Origin of the sequence: Kocuria sp. HSID17590, from assembly GCF_003989485.1 — a bacterium.
Taxonomy (GTDB): domain Bacteria; phylum Actinomycetota; class Actinomycetes; order Actinomycetales; family Micrococcaceae; genus Kocuria; species Kocuria salsicia.
In genome coordinates this window covers 45,172-66,004 of sequence record NZ_RBMB01000007.1, presented here as the reverse complement: position 1 = coordinate 66,004, position 20,833 = coordinate 45,172, and the positions used below count along the sequence as shown (strand labels likewise).

The window sequence follows — 20,833 nt, the reverse complement described above, 5'->3', positions numbered from 1 at the left end:
GCCTGCTCAGGCGTGCGGCGTCGGGCGGGAGGGAACTACTGTGCGGGCCCATTCTCCGCGAACGTGCGGGCCCAGGCCTGAGGGGAGGTGATCTCCGGCAGCGCAGCCCGGTACTGCTCGCTCAGCTCGTCCCACCGGGACAGCAGCTCGGCGTGCAGCTTGGTGCTCTCCGCCATCAGCTCACGCACCTGCGCAGGGTCCCGGCGATACCAGGAGGCACCCGTGCCGTCCGCGTTGGAGACGATCGCGGAGTCGAGGGTCGCCAGGTAGGACCAGTGCCCGTCCATGTGGGCGACGGTGGCCTCCGGGTACTCCCTGGCCATCTCACGCACCGGGCGCAGCGTCTGCTTGAGCACGGTGCGCAGCGCCCACGGGATGAGCTGGGCCTTGGTGGGCGACTTGGGAGCCTCCATGCGCTTGGGCGGCTTGGCGCGCCGCACCGGGGGCAGCTGGGAGAGGTCCTTGACCACGCGACCGTCGGAGTACTTGTCCTTCATGCCCCGGATCTGCGGCATGCGGTTGGGCAGCATCTCGTGCAGGCGGTCCGGGCCGTCCAGAACGTCCTGGATGGCCAGCAGCACCGACCTGGCCGGGTAGTACTGCATGGACACCACGTGCTTTGTCTCCGTGGTCATGGACTCGCGCAGCATGCGCCCGCCCTTGGAGAAGGGCGAGTGCAGCAGTGCCGCGATGAGGCGGTTGCGCTCGTGGAAGTACGCCTGCCAGTCCACGGCGTCGTCCTTGTCCGCCCAGGACACGTGCCACACCGCAACGCCCGGGAGGGAGATGGTCGGGTAGCCCGCGGCCTTGGCGCGCAGGGAGTACTCGGAGTCGTCCCACTTGATGAACACCGGCAGCGACAGCCCGATCTCCTCGAGAATCACCCTCGGAATGAGGCACATCCACCAGCCGTTGTAGTCGGCGTCCCAGCGGCGGTGCAGCCTGGGCCGGGAGCGCAGACCACGCTCGGCAAAGTCCACGGCGCCGAGGCCGTCGATGGGACCCCACAGGAAGCGGTAGGAGTTCACGACCTCCGCGTACGCGTTGAGCAGCGGCTTGTTGTACATGTCGAACATGTGCCCGCCCACGATCGACGGCGTGTGGCACATGTCCGCGAAAGCAGCCGCGCGCAGCACGCCCTCGGACTCCAGCAGGATGTCGTCGTCCAGGATCAGCACGTAATCGGACTTCTCGACGCCGTCCGGACCCTGCCGCCCCTCCACGACCTCGTACATGTTGCGGGCGAAGCCGCCGGAACCGCCCATGTTGCCCTGGCGGATCATGCGCAGCTTCCCGCCCATGGCCTTCTGCGCCTCCGCGAAGTCCGGCTCGTCCTGCACCAGCTTGTTGCCCTGGTCCACGATGATCAGCTCGTCCAGGACCTCGTCCAGGCCGTCCGCGTTCGCGATGGTCTTGATGGTGTTCACGCAGTAGTCCGGCCGATTGAACGTGGTCACGCCGAGCGTCACCCGCCCCACGGGACGGCCCTGGGAGGGCACCAGCCACGAGGCCTCGTCCAGGACCATGCCCTCCTCGTCGGAGATCAAGTCGAACCAGTACCACCCGCCGTCGCCGAACGGTGCGAGCGTGAGCTCGAACTCGCAGGTGGTCTCCCCGCTGACGCGGCGGTCCTCGACGCGCTGGGAGACACCCCGGGCGTTGCTGCGGTAGACGATCAGAGAGCCCGCACCCGTGGTGCGCACACGCAGCACCACCGAGTCCGCCACGGTCCAGCGGCGCCAGTACGAGGCTGGGAACGCGTTGAAGTAGGAGCCGAAGGACACCCGGCGGCCCGCGCGGATGCGCACCGAGCGCCGGGAGATGATGTCGTCCGGGTGCTGGTTGGCGGTGTCCGAGCCGGCGGAGGACGGGCCCTCCCTGTTGATGGGCCCGTCGATGTACAGCGGCAGCGCGTCGAGGTCCTTGTCGGCGGGGAAAACCACGCGGGCCACCTCTCGCAGATCCGTCTGCGTGCTCGGCTGGGTGTTGATCTTCGCCAGGTACTCGTGGTTCCCGTCGGCCGACTGCTCTGTCTTCTGGGCGTTATCGGCGCTCACGCGTCCACTCCTCCACTGGTCAGGGGTGCACCGGACGTGAAGTGCGGTGCGATCTTGTTGTCCACCATGGACAGCGCGGAGCCGATGGCCATGTGCATGTCCAGGTACTTGTACGTGCCCAGGCGCCCGCCGAACAGCACGGAGGACTCACCGTTGGCGAGGTCCCGGTAGGCGAGAAGCTTCTCACGGTCCTCGGACGTGTTCACGGGGTAGTAGGGCTCGTCGCCCTTCTCAGCAAAACGGGAGAACTCGCGCATGATCACCGTGGCGTCCCTCGTGTAGTCCCGCTCCGGGTGGAAGTGGCGGAACTCGTGGATGCGGGTGAACGGGACGTCCTCGTCCGGGTAGTTCATCACCGAGGTGCCCTGGAAGTCCTCTATGTCGAGCACCTCCTCCTCCAGGTCGATGGTGCGCCAGGAGAGGCCGCCCTCGGCGTAGTCGAAGTAGCGGTCCACGGGACCGGTGTAGACCACCGGGACCTGACCCACAACGTTGTCCTTCGAGAACTCCTGGGAGTCGTCGAAGAAATCGGTCTCCAGCCGGACGTCGATGTTCGGGTGGTCCGCCATGCGCTCGAGCCACGCGGTGTAGCCGTCCACCGGAAGACCCTCGTGGGTGTCGTTGAAGTAGCGGTTGTCGTACGTGTAGCGCACCGGAAGCCGGGAGATGATGGAGGCGGGCAGGTCCTTGGGATCCGTCTGCCACTGCTTGCCCGTGTAGTGCTTGATGAACGCCTCGTACAGGGGGCGGCCGATCAGCTGGATGCCCTTGTCGTTGAGGTTCTGAGGGTCCGTGCCCGCCAGCTCGCCCGCCTGCTCGCGGATCAGCTCGCGTGCCTCACCGGGAGAGTAGGCGGCCCGGAAGAACTGGTTGATCGTGCCCAGGTTGATGGGCATGGGGTACACCTCGCCCTGGTGGCGGGTGTAGACGCGGTGCACGTAGTTGGTGAACTGGGTGAAGCGGTTCACGTACTCCCACACGCGCTCGTTGGAGGTGTGGAAGAGGTGGGCGCCGTAGCGGTGCACCTCGATGCCCGTGCGCTCCTCGTTCTCGCTGTAGGCGTTGCCGCCCAGGTGCGGCCGCCGGTCGATCATCGTGACCTTCAGACCCAGCTCGCGCGCGGCCCGTTCGGCCACGGTGAGACCGAAAAGCCCCGAGCCCACCACCACAAGATCAGTGTTCATCTGTCTCTCCTACCCTCTTCCACGTTCCATGCACGCACATCGTCTGCGCTAAAAATACCGGACCAGGCCACGAGGGCCCTGTGTGACCCGCTGGCCGTGGCGTGCCGAGTGCCCGGCATCACCCCAGGTCGCGGGGCCGCCCGAGACTTCCCGGGGCGATGCCGCCCAGTGCCAGGACATCGCCCCGGCGTCGGCACGGCCGCGGGCCGCGGCGTCGTCCCGCGTCGCGACGTCGTCGTCCAGACGGGTGCGCACCGGGCGCCCAACATGCCGCCCGGCTGACTCCCGCGGCTCAGTGGCCCGACTCCTGGAAACCGCTGAGCACCCACCGGGCGGCGGCGCGTCCAGAGGCCCCCAGGGAGGCGTGCTCCCGTGCCCACCGGCTGCGGCGCTCGCGCTGCGCCGCTCTGTCTCCGGACCGAGCATCCCCGAGCGCTCGCCGCATGGCCTGTGCCACGGCGTCGGGCGTGAACTCCACGGGGGTTCCCAGGTCGTTCTCCTCGACCAGGCGTGCCCCTACCCCCACCCCGGCGTAGATGGAGGGTGTGCCGCACGCGGCGGCCGCGTAGAGCTTGGTGGGCTTCGAAAAGTCGTAACCGGTGTGCGGGATCACCGAGGCGAGGGCGGCGACCGCCCCGCGGGTGAAGGCCGCGGTGCGAGCCGGGCTCTGGACGCCGTGGAAGACCACGTTCTGCGGGGCGAGCCGCTGTGCGATCTCCTGCACCCGCGTGAGGTCGGAGCCCCGACCCAGCACCTGGAGCGTGACGTCCGGGTGCTCGGGCAGGATCTGCGCCAGCGCCTCGATGAAGATGTCCATGCCCTGCCACTCCGAGATGGAGCCGGCGTAGACGAAATAGGGCCCGGGCACAGCTTCGGTGGGCCCGTCCGCCGTGAAGGTGTCCGTGTCGATCCCGTTCTCCGCCACGAACATCCTGTCCCAGCGGGCGCCGGTCACACGGTGGAGCTCCTCGCCCATGGACTCGGAGACGGTGATGACGCCGCCAGCGCGCCGGGCGGCGATCGTCTCCGCCACGCGCATCCCCTGCGTGACGAATCCGGGAACGTCCATGTTCAGCGTCGCGGAGGTCCAGACGTCCGGGTTGTACCAGATGTACGGCCGACGACGCAGCGCGCTCGCGAGCCACACGGCCACGCCCGTGGTGGGCGGCGGCTCGCTCACCACGATGTCCGCGTCCATCACCAGCAGACGGGTGAAGGCCTGAATGTCGAAGCTCAGGTACTGGGCGACGCCCCTGACGTAGTCCTCCTTGTCCCGCAGCACGGGCACGCGCACGATCTCGTACGGTTCGTCCACGCGCACGGCAGCCATAGAGCGCGGCGGCCGGGTGGTCAGCACCGTGACGTCCGCGCCCTCGGCAGCGAAGCCCCTGGCGAGAGCGGCGAGGCGGAAGGAGGCAGCGGCCGGTTCGGGGAGGAAGATGCGGCTGACGATGACAACCTTGCGGGGTCTCATGGGCATTACTGTCTCATGATTCACCGCGGGGTTGCGCCCCTGTGGTGGGTGCACGGCGAGCGCCCTCCCCCGATCCGCAGGGCAGCCTCGTGGGTCCTATGCCTCCCCAAGGACGTCGGGGCGCCACCCCCGTTGATCTCGGGTCGACTGCAGTGGACCCATGCAGCTCTCCCTCCGCCTGGTCTGGCACGGGTCCCAGGATTTCCACACCGTGTCCCTCTCGGCGCCCGCCGACACGAGCGGGCAGGAGCTCGCCCGGGAACTGCTCCGGCACCTCGGTCCAGGTCACGAAGCCAGCGTGGACGGGGTCCCTCTGGAGCTGACGCGGGTGGGGCACCCGCCCCTGGACGACGGCGCCACGATCGTCCTGCGGGCCGCGGGCCCCGCTGATGGTGAGGGCAAGCTGACGGGCGCACGAGCGGATCCCCCGTGCTGCGAGGCAGGTTCCGGGCCGCATCCTGCGGACTCGGCGCATGCTGCGCCCCCTCGAGGTGAAGGGCATCCCGGGACCGGCCATCCCGGCACCCCAGAATCCCCCGCCGGCTCCGAGCGGACGGCGTGCCGCAACGGGCCCTCCACGGTGGCGTCCGAAAACGTCGCTCACCTCGTCGTCGTCGAGGGCGACGCCGTCGGGCTGAGGCTCCCGCTGCAGCGGGGCCGGTTCCGGCTCGAGCTGCTCGACGGCGTTCCCCGGCTGCTCCCGGTTCCACTCACCGACACCGGTGCCACGGACGGCTCGCGCCGCACAACGCTCGTCATGGACGGCTCCGGTCTGCGGCTTCTCCCCCGCGGGACCGTGCTCTCCCACGGGGACCGGGTGCGCGTGTCCGACGGTGAGCACGAGTCCTGGGCCCGGTGCATGTTCCCCCGGGATGTGGTGGCGCAGACCTGCTGGCCCGATCCGACGCTGCCCCCGCCGGGTTTCTCGGCGCAGGAGGCCGATCCGTCGCGCCCTCTTCGGCTGGAGCACCCGGGCCGGCACGCTGGCCGGATCGCCCTGGTGACCGGCCTGCTGCCGCTCGTGGCGGGCATCGGCATCGCCGTGGCCACCGGCTGGTGGTTCTTCCTCCTGTTCAGCGCACTCGGCGCGGCCACCTCGCTCGCGGGATGGGCCTCGGAACGGGGCGCCCGCCAGGAGCACCGGCACCGGGTGGCCGCCGCGCTCGACCGGGACCTGCGCCGCAGTGCCCACGCCGCACCGTCGTCCGCGGAGGTCGTGGAGCGGTGCGACGCGCTGCAAGGAGACCCTGCCACGCGCCAGGGACTCCACGTCCCGCTTCAGCCCTCGAACGGGCACGCCGCACCCCCTTCCGCACGCCACTCCCGCTGGGTGCGGCTTGGTCACGGGCCGCGAGCGGCGCAGCTCACGAGAGAACGCGGCACACCGCTCGCGAGTGTGAGCCACCGCCGCGCTCCCGTGCTCCTGGACCTCGCCGCCGTCCCCTCGCTCACCATCCAGCTGAACGGGCAACGGCTGCGCGGTGTCCTCGACTCCCTGGTGCTCCAGCTGTTCACCGGCCCGCAGGCCCTGCGCGAGCTCGTTCTCTCCCCGGGAATCGCGTGGCACCCCCCGGTCGACCCCGACGTCGTGCGGCCCGGTCCGAAACCCGCCTCCACCCGGACCCCGGAGCCCGGCCCACCCGCCCTCACGACGCTCGAAGTCCTGACCCCGCAGGACGCGGTGGCATCGCCACCGGAGCCGGAGTCGGTGCGGGTGATCGTGGCACGAGGGGGCTGCCCGGATACGACGGCGACTCTCTTCACGTCCCACGGTGCGCAGTACCGCCTCACGACCCCGGTGGACACCGCCGTCCCCGGCCTGTGCGCGACCGAGAAGCGCCTCACCGTGGAGTTCCTGGCGGACACGGTGACCGGGGAGACCGCGGCGCGGGCCCTGGGAACCTGGAAGCGTGCGGTGGGGCGCGCCGGGACTGCTGGGGACCGTTCTCTCCCCCGGTTGCTGGGCACGCACGAGCTCCTGCGCGACGACGCACCGGGGCACGTTCCCGACAACCGCGCCCAACCGCGAGCGCCCGGCACCACCTCCCTGCGCCTGAGCACCGCGATCGGGGTCTCTGGCACGGGCGCAGAGAGGATCGGTCTCGACGACGAGAACCCTCACCTGTTGATCGCCGGCACCACGGGGTGCGGCAAATCGGAGGTGCTGCGCACGCTCATCCTGGGGCTCGCGGCGGCCGCCCCTCCCGGTCGTCTCGAGTTCGTAATGGTTGACTTCAAGGGAGGCGCGGCCCTCGCGCCCCTGACGGCGCTGCCCCACCCCACCACGCTGCTCACCGATCTCGGCCCCGACGAGGTACGACGTGCGCTGGCCTTCCTGCGCTCGGAGCTGCGGCGCCGCGAGCGGGTCCTCGCCCGGTGCGGATTCGTGGACATGGCCCAGGCGCTTGAGCACGCTGGCCCGGACCCGGTGGTCCGGGAGCTCGTGGTCGTGGTGGACGAGGCCAAGATGCTCACGGACTCGTTCCCGCACGCCGCCGAGCAGCTGGCCGTGATCGCCGCCGTGGGCCGCTCCCTCGGCGTCCACCTGGTGCTCGCCACCCAGCGGCCGCAGGGGGCACTGCCCGCGGACGTCCGCGCCAACGTCACCCAGGCACTGTGCCTGCGGGTGCGCACGGAGCAGGAGTCGATGGACGTGCTCGGGACGTCCGCCGCCGCGGGCATCCCCGCCATCCCTGGGCGCGGGTTCCTGCACCGCGGCGACGGCGGCCCGGTGGCTGTGCAGTGCGCCGTGGCCACCCGCATGTCTCCACCGGCACCCGCACCGCTGACGCTGCACTTCGCGGCTCCGCACCTCTCCGCGAAGACAGCGGATCGGGGCAGCGGCCGTTCCGACCACACGGTACAGGGCATCGACTCCGCAGTGGCCGACGTCGACGCCGCGTGGGCGGGGCCCATGGAACCGGACCCCGCGTCGCTGGCGGTACCTCTGCCCCTGCCCCGTACCGCCCGAGCTGTGGAGCACGACGGCACGGGCGTGGACCTCGGGCCCGCAGAGAACCCGGCCGAGCACTGGACCGGGCGGGCCACGTGGGAACCGTGGGCGGACGGACCGCTGCTGCTGATCGGCCGGCCGTCCGTGGTGCGTGAGCCGTTCGCCGTGCTCGCCCGGCGCTGCGCGGACGCGGGTACGGGTGCGGCAGCGGCGTCGTCGGCATCGGTGTCGTCGATGCCCTCGGCCGCATCCGCCGCATCGGAGGCGTCGGCGGATCTCGCGGGGACCGCCCTCACCGCCACGACCGGCGGAACCCGCCAGGCACCCGTGGTCTACCTCGTGACGGCGACCGGCACGGAGGTCCCCGGTCTCGTGAGCGCGGAGGGCGTGCCCCGGCACGGAGCGGTGCGCGGGTGGGCTCGGGCGGACCGGCCCGCGGACCTGGCCCATCTGCTTGAGCGCCTGCGAGAGGCTCTCGACCGGACGCGTCCCGCAACCGAGGGGGAACGTCCGCGGGCCGTCCTGGCCGTCGACGACTGGGACCGCTGCAGCCAGATCCTCCGCTCGGGGGCGTGGTCGCACCTTGAGGACGAGCTGCTGGCGCTCGTGGCTGCGGGCCCTGCGCGCGGTCTCTCTGCCCTCGTCGCCGGTGACCGGACGCTGCTCGCCGGGCGATCCGCACAGCTGGGATCGTGCCGTCTCCACTTCCCAGCGGGTCAGGCCCCGGACGCCCTGCTGCAGTGGCCTCGCCTGCCGCCGATGACCCACCACACCCTGCGCGCCGCCTACTTCGGGCCGGGTGCGGCCCGATGCACCACTCCGGGCACCGCCCCGCTGGCGGACGGTGCGGCGGTCGTCCAGCTCGCGGTCGGCACCGCACCACCTTCCGATCCCGGGTCACGTCCGTCGCCGGTTCCCGCGTTCACATCAGCGGAGTTCGACGCCTGGCCCCGCTCCTTCCCCCTGCCCGACGCGTGGCAGCCGCCCTCGTGTGCCGTCCCGGGCCTGCTCCTGGGCGTCTCCCGGGACGGTGAGGTCATCGCGCACCCGTGGGGACCGGGCGCCACCCTCGTGGTCGCCGGTCCCGCCCGTTCCGGACGCACCACGTTCCTCGACGGCGGCGTCGAACGCCTGTCGGGGCGCACGAGGACCGCACCGGGGTCAGCGGAGTCAGCCACTGCGTGGACCGCCCCGGGGTCGCGAGCCGGCTCCGCCTCCACCGTGACCGGGCCCGGGGCCGCTGCGGACGAGGGGACCATCGCGCAGACCTCGGGTCACCGCGTCCTGCGGGCATCTCCCCGGACAACGGCGGAGGTGGAGGCCCTCCTGCGGAACGCCCGCGCCACCCCCGGCCCAGTGACCATCGTGATCGACGACGCCGATGCCCTGCCCATCGAGGCACTTCGCACCCTGGCGGCGGTGTGGGAACCGCAGGGTTCCGCGCGGGAAAATTTCGGCCGGGCAGATTCCGAGCGGCCGGACGGGGAGGCGCAGGGCCCACCCGGAAGCCGACCGGGCCCGCGCCTGGTCCTCTCCGTGCACCTGACGGATTCGCTGACAGCCACGTTCCCGCCCCTGCTGTCGTGGCGGCACCGCGCAGACGCCCTGCTGCTCCGGCCCCGCCGCGCGTTCGACGGCGACCTGTTCGGGGCATCGCTCGCGGGGCAGCCCCTGGGCGGCCCGGTGGGCAGAGCGTTCTGGGTGCACCGCGGTCTCGTCGAACTGCTGCAGAGCCCGGCGCCCGTGCAAGGTCCGTCCGAGGGCAACGACGTGTGAGCCTCTGGGGGAGGCGGCGGGGGTCAGTCGTACGGGGTGGTTTCAGCACTACCGGGTCATCCGGACCGAGCGTTGTTCATCCGGAAATGGGGCCCGAGCGGGCGACGCCACCGCAGTCGTGCGGTGATATTTCAGCGCGCGAGGCCACCGCCGCCGTGCGGCGTCGACTCAGCGGGCAGCGTCGTCGCGGGTGCGGTGCATCCACGCCGTGGTGGGCGGGGCGAAGAGGCACAGGATCGTCACCACGGGGACCGCCGCGATCAGGATTCCCCACCAACCCAGCGTCACCCGCAGCAGGGACATCGCCACGATCAGCAGGAACGCCTGCGACACGAGGACCGCGGCGCGGGGCCAGCGTCGGCCACCCCACGTGCCCCGGGCGGCCGCTGCGAGCCACAGGCTTCCTCCGGCCATCACGAGGGTCGCGAAGACGATGCCACCCAGGGGCAGGACGTGGACCGAGAACAGCGATGCGACCAGGCCCACCGCCACGGCAAGCAGTGCCAGCGCCTCCAGCGCCACGAGCACGGTCACCACCCCCGCCGTCCACGGACGGACCTCGGAGAGCTCCGGGGAGGGACGGGACGCCGGGCTGAGCATGAACGGGGCCTTTCGGTGGGAGGACGACACGCTCCACTCTAGTGACCGCCCGCGGTCCCAATCCCCGTGCGGTTCGAGCGCGTGAGCGGAGGGCTGCGGGTGATCCGCGGCAACCACCGAGCGACGCACATCCCGGCCACGTCCACGGGGAGATCAGGCGGTCTCCACGGACCCGCGGTACGCGCGGGTAACCCGCATTTTTCTCACCTGTGATGTAGCGCTCACACTCTTGTTTCGGGTGTGTTTACGTGGGAAACTACTAACAGATCACCAAAGGCCCGATCCTCCGGGCCTTTTCTGTGTGTCCCTCCCCAGCACCCCCTGCCGCGGCTGCCCGTCGCGCGCTGCGGCACGTGCGCGGACCGGCACACCCGAACCTGAAAGGAGCGGTGTAGCCATCATGGATTGGCGTAGTCGCGCAGCCTGCCTCGAGAAAGACCCCGAACTGTTCTTCCCTGTCGGCAACACGGGCCCCGCCCTGCTGCAGATCGAGGAAGCGAAGTCCGTGTGCCGCACGTGCGAGGTCATGGACACCTGCCTGCAGTGGGCCCTGGAGTCCGGCCAGGACGCCGGCGTCTGGGGTGGCATGAGCGAGGACGAGCGTCGCGCGCTCAAGCGTCGCGCCGCCCGCGCCCGCCGCGCCTCCTGAGCAACCCCGCACCAGGGACCTGACGTCCCGCACTCCGCGGCCCGCGCACCCTCTCCGAGAGAGAGGTGCGCGGGCCGTCGGCGTGTCCGGGGCACCTCACCCGGTTCCCACCCACCGCCCAGTTCACACCCAATCGACACTACGACGACTGCTGCTGTCCAACGCCCGGAGGCGATGACCCCGCCACGGCCGCCCCGCCGCCCACGCGTGCGACTCAGCCCCGCCCCGAGGCCTGCTGCGGGAACCGCGCGGTGATGACCACCCTGGTCCCCCCGGACTCGCCGGGCTGCCACCGGATGCTGCCGCCCAGCTCGCTCGCCACCAGCGTGCGCACGATCTGCATCCCGAGCCCCTCCCCCTCGGCCGGCGGGCGGTACGCGCTCACTCCGGACTCCTCGATGACGGTGTCCCCCATGCCCCCGCCGTCGTCGTCGATCATGATCTCCAGGACCCGGTTGGCGGTCCCCGCGGCGTCGACCTCGTCCTGCAGGTGCGCCACGCTCAGCTCCACGGTGCCGTCCCTGTCCCTGAGCCCGTGCTCCACCGCGTTCGCGACCAGCTCGTTGACCACCAGCGCCACCGACGTCGCGCTCTTGGAGGGCAGCCGGCCGAACTCCCCGTGCACCTCGGTGCGCACGTGCTGGGTGGCGGAGGCCGTCTCCACGGCGAGCTTCACCTGGTGCCGGATGAGGTCGTCGAAGTCCACGTCCTCGGAGATCTCGTGGGAGAGGGACTCGTGCACCCGGGCGATCGAGCTCACCCGGCGCATGGCCTGCTGCAGACCGTTCCTGCCCTCCTCCGAGTTCATGCGCCGCGACTGGAGCCGCAGCAGGGCGGAGACGGTCTGGAGGTTGTTCTTCACCCGGTGGTGGATCTCGCGGATCGTCGCGTCCTTGGAGACCAGCTGCAGGTCACGACGCCGCAGCTCGGTCACGTCGCGGCACAGCACGAGTGCGCCCGCGCGCTCCGTGCCGCGACGCAGCGGGAACGCCCGCAACGAGGCCGAGGCCTTCACGGCCGAGAGCTCCGCCCGCCAGGGCATCGTCCCGGCGAGCACGGGGGCCAGGGTCTCGTCCACCCCCGGGGCGTTGAGCTGCAGCTGACACGCCGCGTGGAGGAGGTTCTGCCCCGTCAGGTCCCCCTGGAGGCCCAGTCTGCGGAACGTCGAGAGGCCGTTGGGAGAGCAGAACTCCACGACCCCGTCCGTGTCGAGCCGGATCAGGCCGTCGCCCACCCGCGGCGCTCCGCGCCTGGAGTCGATGCGCACGGCGAAGTCCGGCCACGTCCCCTCGTTGGCCATCCGCAGCAGGTCGCTCGCCGACTGCCGGTACACCAGTTCCATGCGGGAGGGCAGTCTGTCGTGGTGGGGTTCGGCCGTCAGGCTCACGACGGCGATCGTCCGGTTGTTGCGCACGAGCGGAACCAGGGTCACGGACCGCGGCGCGAGGCTGGACCATTCCGAGGGGCCCATCTTCTCGATACGCTGGTCGATCCACGCCCTGCGCAGGGGCCGCGCGACGTCTCCGCTGACGGTCTCCCCCACCATGTCCTTCTGGTACGCGGTGGGCCCGGTCGTGGGGCGGGCGTGAGCGAGCACGAGGAAGTCGCTGTCCTCCGTGGGGATGGGCCGGCCCGTGGGGCTCTGCGAGGCGGGGACGACCGAGCGCGGGAAGCACAGCAGCAGGTCTCCCACGCCGAGGTCCGCGACCATCTGCCAGTCGCCCACGAGCAGGTGCAGCCACTCGGCGTCCCCCGCGTCGAAGTCCGGGACGGTTCGCAGGGGGTCCGTGAAGGACATGGCAGGCTCGCTTTCCGACCGTCAACCGCGGCGCAACCACGCGCCCATTTGACGCCCCAGCCTAGTCCCCCTCACGGTGGTCTGCGCCGCACCCGAGTCTTCCTCCGGATGCTCCAGCACGCGCACGAGGGCGGTCAGCTCGGCCCGCAGGGCGCTGCGCGGGGCCGTCTCGGCGAGGACCGCGCCGGCGAGCAGCGCGTCGTCGCACGCGGCCGGATCCCACGGAAGGGTGTGGGCCACGGGGTTGCCTGGCGAGAACCGGTCCCAGGCCTCCCGCACGGCCTCGCCCGCGGAGCGCCCCGCGGCTGCGGCGCGCAGCTTGTTCACCACCACCACGAGGCGGGCGGAGGGTGCGGCCTCCCAGAGGTCCGGCAGGGCCTTCACGAGCCGGGGCACCCCCAGTGCGTCCGCGGCGCCGAGTGCGATCACCGTGTCCGCCGCGGCGACTGCCCCGAGCGCGGCGGCGTTGCGGCGCGGCGCCAGGAAGTCGGTGCTGATCTCCTCGTCCGCCTCGAGGCACGAGGAGACATCCACGACCACGAGCTCGTAGTCCTGCCGCGCCCGTTCGAGGACACTCTCCAGAGCGGAGCCGCGGATCTCGGGCCACCTGTCGTGCCGGGTGATCCCGGTCAGCACGTCCATGGACGCACCGGCCACGGAGACTGCGGTGACGCAGCGTCGCAGCCCCGCCTCGTCCATGCGGCCCTGGTCCGCGAGTCGGCAGGCCTGGGCGAGGCCCGCCGCCTCGTCCAGCATGCCGAGGCTCGCGGCCACCGACGCGGCGTAGGTGTCCGCGTCCACGAGCAGCACGCGCACACCGAGGACAGCGGCCTCCGCGGCGAGGTTCACGGCGGTCACGGTCCGCCCCGGGGAACCCGCGGGGCCCCACACGGTCACGAGACCGCGGGCCCCGGAACCGTCCGGGGCAGACCCGGGGGCTGCGGACGCGGCGTGGGCGTCCGGCCGCCAGGCGCTCTCCCCGGACTCCCCGCCGAGTTCATTCGTCTCCCGGTCGGCCGAGGTGCCGGTTCCAGCCCCCTTCGTGGGCTGCGCCGGGGACGGGGACTCCCCGCGCGCCGAGCCGCTGCCACGTGCGTCGTCGGAGCCCACTGCTGGACCCGCGGCTCGACCGCGTCCCTTCCCGCGAGCGCCCTTGCCCGGGGCCCGCCGCCCCTCGGCGACGGACGATCCGCCGCCCGCGCGGCCCGCGGCCTTACCGCGTTTGTCCCGGCCACCACCGACCGTGCCGGTCCCGGCCGTGCCCCCGCCGGCACTGCCCTTGTCGCCGCTGCGCCCCTGTCCCGCCGAACCTTCGGATCGACTCCCACGGGAACGGCTGCCTCCGGCCGCACCGGGTTCGGCGGGTGCGAGTCGGGGATCAGGTGCGCCAGCGACGTCGTCGCGTGCTGGAGTACGGGCCGATGCGCCCTCCGCGTGGCGCGCCGCAGCGTCATCGTGGGCTGTGCCGTCGTCGTCTTCCGCCGCGGCCGCCGACGTCGCACCGACCGCCCGCGCGCCGGCCCCGTTCCCGGCGTGGCCGCTGGCTGGTCCTCGCACCGCCAGGCGGATCCGTTCCGCGAGGTCCTCGCCCGAGGCCGCCACGGCCACGCTGCCCACGCCGAGCCGGGACAGCCGTGAGCTGTCGTGCCCCTCGACCACGAGCACTCGCACGCCGTTGCCGTCGAGCTGCTCCAGGAGACTTCCGGTGAGCTCCTCCGCGCCCTCCCCGACAAGTGCCACGTCCGCCATCCCGGTGTGCGAGCAGGCCAGCAGCTCCGAGAGGTCCATGCACCGCCGCACCACCGTGACCTCCCCGTGCAGCCGTTCGAGCCGGTCCACCAGCTCCCACGTGCTGATGCCCAGGGTGGCCACGGAGATGCTCACGAGCCGCTCCCGGTGACGTCGAGCACCAGGGTGACCTTGGCGTCGTTGCCGAGGGCGTCCACGAGCGGACCCACCTGCGCCTGGCGGACGAGCACGTGGACGGTGACGCCGCCCGTGCCGCCCAGGGCGGTGTCCGTGGTGTCCACGCGGGCGATCTCCGCACCCGGGACGAGCTTCCTGGGTTCCTGGAACCCCCGGCCCGTGGGCTTGGGCTGTGCCACCCACACGTCCACGTGGGAACCGGGCCCGGCCTGGGCGGGCACGGGGGTTTCAAGCTTGATGCCCACAGGCGTGCGGTCCAGCTCGTCGGCAGTGCCCAGTGAGGTGGCGGGGACCAGCTCCCCCTGCGCCACGCGCTGGGTCACCACGGCGTTCTCCTGCAGCTCCTGAGAGGCGGGAAGGTAGCGCTCGGAGGCGTCCTGCAGGTGTGCGTCCACGGTGGTGAGGTCCTCGCGGGTGATCCGCTGCCCCACCGCGAGGTCCCCCGCGGCGGCGTAGTAGGGCTCGCTCCTGTTGGCCGTGGCCACCAGGAGCACCACACCCATCACGGAGACGAGCACCAGCAGCAGACCCACGAGCAGCCGCGGATCCCGCCAGGACGGTTTCCGGAATCTCGCGGCCGTGGTGGATGCCCGTCCCTGCGATGCCGAGCTGCCCATGCGATCGTCCTTTCCCCCAGTGCCCGGTCCCCACCGGATCCACCCGAGTGTGCCCCGCGCGGGAGCCCCCTGGGAAGTGTGACGGGACACACTGTGGACAGAGGTGTCCACGCCTGCATGCCCGGTCGATCCTGTTGATAACCGGTCCCTCTCCGCCCCACGTGGGACAATGTCTGGTGAACTCCGATGATTCGACATCGAACAGCGCCAAAGGAAGTGAGACAGGGCCGTGACGCAGCAACGATTCCTCACGCTCTCCGACGTCGCGGAGATCCTCTCCGTCTCCGTGGCGCAGGCCCGCGCGATGGTGCGCTCCGGCGAGCTGCCGGCCATCCAGGTGGGGGGCCGCGGCCAGTGGCGCGTGGAGAAGAGCAAGCTCGAGGAGTACATCCAGCAGGGCTACGAGCGCACGCAGACCGCGGTGCGCGAGGGCACCCTGCACTGAACCCGTCCGGGGTTCACAGCCCCTCGGATCCGGTGTCGAGCGAGGAGACCAGGGCGACCGCGGAGAACCCGACCGTGCGCACCGCGGTGACCGCGCGGCGTCGTCGGAACTCGTCCTCCGGGTGCACCGCCACGTCGAGGAAGTCCTGTCCCACCGCGTCCAGCGTGCCCTCCAGCTCACCTTGACCGGCGGGATCCTGCAGCAGCACGCGCACGTGGACCCGCGCCGTGCTCAGGGCCCGCAGCACGTGACCCATGCCGAGTCTGCGGATCGTGGACCTCTCGGGCAGCACCTCGAACCGCCGCGGCAGCCCCTCCCACCACACCACGCTGTGCAGCGGCACCAGGTGCTGCAGGTGCCGTTCCCGCACCACGACCCACCCCGCACCCACGTCCGCGAGGACGCCCTCCAGCGTGTCACCGCGTGAGGGCCGCAACCGCACCGGGTGGTCCCGGTGCGCCGCGAGCCGCTCGAGCAGCGACAGCCGCGAGAGCTCCGCCCGCGCCGTCTCCACCGCCTCCTGCTCGACGGTGCGCACGTGCGCCTGCTCGAGCTGCGCCTCCATGTCCTCGAAGAGCTCGTCCCACCGCATCTCCAGCCCCGCCTCCCCGTGCCGATCCCTGCCCAGCCGCCGTCCTCCTGAGCGGCGCCCGCGCAGGACCTGCGCTTCACCGTAGGGCACCGGGCACTCGCGTCCCAGCCGCTCTGCGGTCCCCGCTCCATGCATTTGGTTCTTTGATTGACTCCCGAGTGAAACCTCTGAATGATCTAAAAATATCAAACGGCATCAAACGACATCATCAGGAGCCCGACATGCCACGAGCGACGATTGAATCCTCCGCACCGTCACCGCGTGCGGCGCTCTGGCTCGTGGTTCCCCTCGCGGCAGCATCCCTGGGAGCGCTCGGATGGCTGCAGGCCGATCGCCTCCGTTCCGCGGGTGCCACCGACGACCCGACGCTGGCCGTCGCCGTGCTCGCCGCGGGCACGTGCCTGGCCGTGGCCGGGTGGTGGATCGGCGGACTGGCCATGCTCACCCTCGCTGCGGTTGCGAGACGGCTGCGCTGGGCCGGCCTGGAGCGCCGGGCCACCCGGCTCACCCCGGGCCTCGTCGCACGGACGACGGCGGCCGCCGTGGGCATCCAGCTCGCGGTCCTCTCCCCCGCCCACGCCGACGACGCCGCTCTGGACCCGTTCTGGGGGTCCGCGGCCTCGGGCACGGAGCAGCTCGCAGCACCCGGCGAGCAGCCCAGCACGACGGATGCCGCGGCACCGGCGGCCATCCCGTCAGCCGACGGCACGTCACCCGCCAGCGGCACCTCGGCCAACGGGACGCCGGGTGCCGAAGGCGGCCTCGGCGGTACCGATGCGGCGTCGGAACCCGGCACCGCAACAGACCCTGGCGCCCCGGCGAGTCCCGACCTGCCCGCTGGCGGTTCGCCCGCGGCCGGAACGACCACGGGCGGGGCGCCCGCCGCAGGCACGCCCACGGGCCTGCCGCTCGGGCGGAGCACAGGCCAGGCTGACACGCGGGCCGGAGCGCCCGATGGGACAACGAACTCGATCGCCAATCCTCCCGCCCGGGAGCGCGTGGCGGACGGGGTCATCACCGTCATGGCCGGGGACACCCTCTGGGACCTCTCGTCCCAGCTGCTGGGCCCGGACGTCTCGGACGCCACCGTGTCACAGCACCTCGCGTCCTGGCTGGAGCACAACACGCTCGCCGAGCACGGGGACCTGATCCACCCGGGCGACCAGCTGCGGGTACCACCGCACCTGCTCACGCAGCAGAACGCACGGGAATGAGCCCACAGACCGCGCCAGCAGTCACACCGTCAGCGGCAACGATCCGCTGACCACCAGTCACGCACCGCACGTCACGAACCACGAACCACGAACCACGAACCACGAACCACGAGGAGCACACCATGAGCATCGCCGTTCCCGAATCCGCACCCCGCACTCCCGCGGGTGGCTACACCTGGCGGCAGGACCGTTCCGCCGCCGCACTGACCGGAAAGAACGAGATGGAGCGCGTGGCGGCAATTGCGCGCAGCATCGGCCAGGCCGCAGTAGAGATCCTGGCGGGAACCCGTCCGGCCTCTCAGCTGTCCCTGTGGACGGAGCCGGAGGTGGTCGAGCGCTTCACGCAGCGTGCGGCCATGCTGAAGCTCGTGCAGGAGCAGTGCCCCGAACGGCGTGCAGCCTTCGACGTGCACCGGGCCTCCAGGATCCGCCGCGTGCGCGTGTGCAGTCCCGCGCCGGGGTGCTGGGAGGCCTCACTCGTGGTCGAGGAGGCCACCCGGGCACGCGCGGTCGCGCTGCGCATCGAACGCATCAGCCGCCAGTGGCGTGTCACCCACCTCGAGGTGGGGTGAGCGACTCCGCCCGCGGCGTGCCGGGGATCCCGGGCACCCTGTCACAGCAAGGCAGCGCCCCAGCAACCCGTCGGCTCAGCAGCTCAGGGGTCCGCACCACAGCGGTTCAGCGCCACAGCGGCTCAGGAGTTCAGCGTCGCTTGCCGCGCTTCGCCTTCGCGCCACCCTTGCCGGCCTTCGTGCGGCGCTGGGCCCGGTTCGCGCCAGTCTCGGCGTCGTCGTCGTCCTCAGTGCCCGAAGCCCCGGACGTGCTCGACGTACCGGAAGTGCTCGACGTCCCAGCGGCGCTCGACGTCCCGGTCGCCGCGGCGTCGGAACCCCACTGCTCCTCCGACTCGACCTCCGCGTGCGGCGTGCCGTCCTCGTCGGGAGCCGTGTACTGCAGGAACGCGGGGCGCTGCGGCGTGGTCAGCTCGACCGCCCCGCCCGTCTCACCGGTGCGCTGCTTGCGGACCTCGAGGTTGAAGAGCGTGACCACGGTCTGCTCGCGGATGGCGGCCATCATGTCCTGGAACATGGCGTGGCCCTCGCGCTGGTACTCCACCAGGGGGTCGCGCTGGGCCATGGCCCGCAGCCCGATGCCCTCCTTGAGGTAGTCCATTTCGTACAGGTGCTCCGGCCAGCGCTGGCCGATCACCGAGAGCAGCACGCGGCGCTCCAGGTTGCGCATGGCCTCGGAGCCCAGCTGCTCCTCGCGCTCCTGGTAGCTGACCTTCGCATCCGAGAGGATCTGCTCCTGCAGGAAGTCCGCGGAGAGACGGGGAAGACCGCCGGCCTCCTCCACCACTTCCTGGTGCGTGATCGAGATCGGGTAGATGGCCCGCAGTGCGGTCCACAGCTCGTCCAGGTCCCAGTCCTCGGAGTGCCCCACGCGTGTGCGGTCCGTGATGGTGGAGGTGATGATCTCCTCGGTGAACTGCTCGATCTGCCCCTTGATGTCCTCGCCCATGAGGATCCGGCGACGGTCGCGGTAGACCACCTCGCGCTGGCGGTTGAGGACGTCGTCGTACTTCAGCACGTTCTTGCGCTGCTCGGCGTTGCGCCCCTCCACCTGGTTCTGGGCGTTGGCGATGCCGGAGGTGATCAGGCGCCCGGTCACGGGGACGTCGTCCGGGGCGATCGCCATCAGACGCTGCGCGGCACCCGGGTTGAACAGGCGCATGAGGTCGTCGGAGAGGGACAGGTAGAACCGGGACTCCCCGGGATCGCCCTGACGCCCCGAACGGCCGCGGAGCTGGTTGTCGATGCGGCGTGACTCGTGGCGTTCGGTGCCGAGCACGTACAGGCCGCCCGCCTCCAGCACCTCGTCGTGCTCGCTGCGGGTGGCGGCCTCGCACTGCTCCAGCACCGTGGGCCACTGCGCCTCGTACTTCTCGGCGTCGCGCTCCGGGTCCAGCCCCAGCTCAGCCATCTTCTCGACGGCGTTGAACTCGGCGTTGCCGCCCAGCATGATGTCCGTGCCTCGACCGGCCATGTTCGTGGCGACCGTGACCGCTCCCTTGCGTCCGGCCTGCGCCACGATCGCGGCCTCACGGGCGTGGTTCTTGGCGTTGAGCACCTCGTGGCGCACCCCGCGCTTGGCGAGCAACCGCGAGAGGTACTCGGACTTCTCCACGGAGGCCGTGCCCACGAGCACGGGCTGGCCCTTCTCGTGGCGCTCCTCGATGTCACGCACCACGGCGGCGTACTTGGTGGCCTCGTTCTTGTAGACCACGTCCCGCTTGTCCTCGCGGGCGATGCCGCGGTGCGGCGGGATGGCGACGACGCCGATCTCGTACGTGTTCATGAACTCCGCCGCCTCGGTCTGCGCGGTGCCCGTCATGCCGGAGAGCTTGTCGTAGAGGCGGAAGTAGTTCTGCAGGGTGATCGTGGCCATCGTCTGGTTCTCGGGCTTGATCTCCACGCCCTCCTTGGCCTCGATGGCCTGGTGGACGCCCTCGTTGTAGCGCCGACCGGCGAGCACACGACCGGTGTGCTCGTCCACGATCTTCACCTCGCCGCCGGCAACGATGTAGTCCTTGTTGTTGCGGAACAGCTCCTTGGCCTTGATGGCGTTGTTCAGGAACCCGATCAGCGGCGTGTTCTGGGACTCGTAGAGGTTCTCGATCCCGAGCCAGTCCTCGACCTTCTCGATCCCGGGCTCGAGCACACCCACGGTGCGCTTCTTCTCGTCCACCTCGTAGTCGGTCTCCGGGACGAGCTTCTTCACGACGGTCGCGAACTCGCGGTACCAGCGGTTCGCCTCCCCGGAGGCCGGTCCGGAGATGATCAGCGGGGTCCTGGCCTCGTCGATGAGGATGGAGTCCACCTCGTCCACGATCGCGAAGTTGTGCCCGCGCTGGACGAGCTCGTCCTTGCTCCAGGCCATGTTGTCGCGCAGGTAGTCGAAGCCGAACTCGTTGTTCGTGCCGTAGGTGATGTCCGCGTTGTACTGCTCCCGGCGGGTGGCCGGATCCTGTCCGCTCAGGATCACGCCCGTCTCCAGCCCCAGGAAGCGGAACACACGGCCCATGAGGTTCGCCTGGTACTCGGCCAGGTAGTCGTTGACGGTGACCACGTGCACGCCCTTGCCCGTGAGGGCGTTGAGGTACGCGGGCAGGGTGGCCACGAGCGTCTTGCCCTCACCGGTCTTCATCTCGGCGATGTAGCCGAGGTGCAGCGCGGCACCGCCCATGATCTGGACGTCGAAGTGGCGCTGGCCCAGCGTGCGGGACGCGGCCTCGCGCACGGCGGCAAAGGCTTCGGGGAGCAGTCGGTCCAGCGACTCGCCGCCCTCGATGCGCTCCCGGAACGAGTCCGTCTCGGCCCTCAGCTCGGCGTCGGAGAGCTCCTTGAAGCTGTCCTCGAGGCTGTTGACGGCGTCCGCGTAAGTCCTCAGCCGCTTCAGGACACGCTTGTCCCCCGTGCGAAGGACTTTTTCCAGGAATGACGCCACGTGTGTTCGCTCCTCCGAGATCAGTGGTGGGCACCGGAGAT

General features: G+C 71.2%; 14 protein-coding genes. 5 read left to right on the top strand and 9 right to left on the bottom strand.

The genetic code is table 11. From position 1 onward, the window contains the following. Positions 1-35: 35 nt before the first annotated feature. The 3 genes from D8M39_RS03745 to D8M39_RS03735 all read right to left on the bottom strand — a co-directional run bounded on the left by D8M39_RS03745 (position 36) and on the right by D8M39_RS03735 (position 4,715). Positions 36-2,057, bottom strand: a complete 2,022-nt coding sequence (locus D8M39_RS03745) for a glycosyltransferase (protein ID WP_083482272.1) — start codon at positions 2,055-2,057, stop codon at positions 36-38. Then, positions 2,054-3,241: a UDP-galactopyranose mutase gene (gene glf / locus D8M39_RS03740; protein ID WP_126874447.1), complete on the bottom strand. Its 1,188-nt coding sequence runs from the start codon at positions 3,239-3,241 to the stop codon at positions 2,054-2,056. Before glf ends, D8M39_RS03745 begins: the two co-directional genes overlap by 4 nt. 292 nt (positions 3,242-3,533) lie before the next feature. Beyond that, positions 3,534-4,715, bottom strand: a complete 1,182-nt coding sequence (locus D8M39_RS03735; RefSeq protein WP_055082157.1) for a glycosyltransferase family 4 protein — start codon at positions 4,713-4,715, stop codon at positions 3,534-3,536. Positions 4,716-5,295: 580 nt separating this feature from the next. On the opposite strand from D8M39_RS03735, the gene D8M39_RS03730 reads away from it, so the two are divergent. Further along, positions 5,296-9,444 (top strand): FtsK/SpoIIIE domain-containing protein, encoded by a 4,149-nt coding sequence (locus tag D8M39_RS03730; RefSeq protein WP_161971376.1) that lies wholly within the window; start codon positions 5,296-5,298, stop codon positions 9,442-9,444. A 168-nt stretch (positions 9,445-9,612) separates the two neighbouring features. On the opposite strand, the gene D8M39_RS03725 is transcribed toward D8M39_RS03730, so the two are convergent. After that, positions 9,613-10,074 (bottom strand): hypothetical protein, encoded by a 462-nt coding sequence (locus tag D8M39_RS03725; protein ID WP_238693941.1) that lies wholly within the window; start codon positions 10,072-10,074, stop codon positions 9,613-9,615. 370 nt (positions 10,075-10,444) lie between these two features. Between D8M39_RS03725 and D8M39_RS03720 the strand changes: the two genes are divergently transcribed. Then, entirely contained in the window at positions 10,445-10,693 is a 249-nt protein-coding gene (locus D8M39_RS03720; protein WP_055084871.1) for a WhiB family transcriptional regulator, read from the top strand. Between the two features lie 214 nt (positions 10,694-10,907). On the opposite strand, the gene D8M39_RS03715 is transcribed toward D8M39_RS03720, so the two are convergent. Genes D8M39_RS03715 through D8M39_RS03705 form a run of 3 tightly spaced genes read right to left on the bottom strand, consistent with a single transcriptional unit; the run spans position 10,908 to position 15,034 of the window. Beyond that, a complete protein-coding gene (locus tag D8M39_RS03715; protein ID WP_055084869.1) occupies positions 10,908-12,491 on the bottom strand; it encodes a sensor histidine kinase in 1,584 nt (527 codons plus the stop codon). Positions 12,492-12,512: 21 nt separating this feature from the next. After that, the gene (locus D8M39_RS03710; protein ID WP_238693940.1) at positions 12,513-14,375 is read right to left on the bottom strand and encodes an AAA family ATPase; all 1,863 of its coding nucleotides are present in this window, start codon (positions 14,373-14,375) and stop codon (positions 12,513-12,515) included. Further along, positions 14,372-15,034 carry an SAF domain-containing protein gene (locus D8M39_RS03705; protein ID WP_126874445.1) on the bottom strand — a complete coding sequence of 221 codons (663 nt, stop codon included), beginning with the start codon at positions 15,032-15,034 and terminating at the stop codon, positions 14,372-14,374. Before D8M39_RS03705 ends, D8M39_RS03710 begins: the two co-directional genes overlap by 4 nt. Positions 15,035-15,263: 229 nt before the next feature. On the opposite strand from D8M39_RS03705, the gene D8M39_RS03695 reads away from it, so the two are divergent. After that, positions 15,264-15,479: a helix-turn-helix domain-containing protein gene (locus tag D8M39_RS03695; protein ID WP_055084862.1), complete on the top strand. Its 216-nt coding sequence runs from the start codon at positions 15,264-15,266 to the stop codon at positions 15,477-15,479. 13 nt (positions 15,480-15,492) lie between these two features. On the opposite strand, the gene D8M39_RS03690 is transcribed toward D8M39_RS03695, so the two are convergent. Beyond that, positions 15,493-16,161, bottom strand: a complete 669-nt coding sequence (locus tag D8M39_RS03690; protein ID WP_238693939.1) for a hypothetical protein — start codon at positions 16,159-16,161, stop codon at positions 15,493-15,495. Positions 16,162-16,292: 131 nt separating this feature from the next. Between D8M39_RS03690 and D8M39_RS03685 the strand changes: the two genes are divergently transcribed. Continuing rightward, the gene (locus tag D8M39_RS03685) at positions 16,293-17,285 is read left to right on the top strand and encodes a hypothetical protein (protein ID WP_055084858.1); all 993 of its coding nucleotides are present in this window, start codon (positions 16,293-16,295) and stop codon (positions 17,283-17,285) included. A gap of 122 nt (positions 17,286-17,407) precedes the next feature. Continuing rightward, entirely contained in the window at positions 17,408-17,857 is a 450-nt protein-coding gene (locus D8M39_RS03680; RefSeq protein ID WP_126874443.1) for an Rv3235 family protein, read from the top strand. A gap of 130 nt (positions 17,858-17,987) precedes the next feature. Here the strand turns inward: D8M39_RS03680 and secA are convergent, their stop codons facing one another. Continuing rightward, positions 17,988-20,792, bottom strand: a complete 2,805-nt coding sequence (gene secA / locus D8M39_RS03675; RefSeq protein WP_094394286.1) for a preprotein translocase subunit SecA — start codon at positions 20,790-20,792, stop codon at positions 17,988-17,990. Positions 20,793-20,833 lie beyond the last annotated feature (41 nt).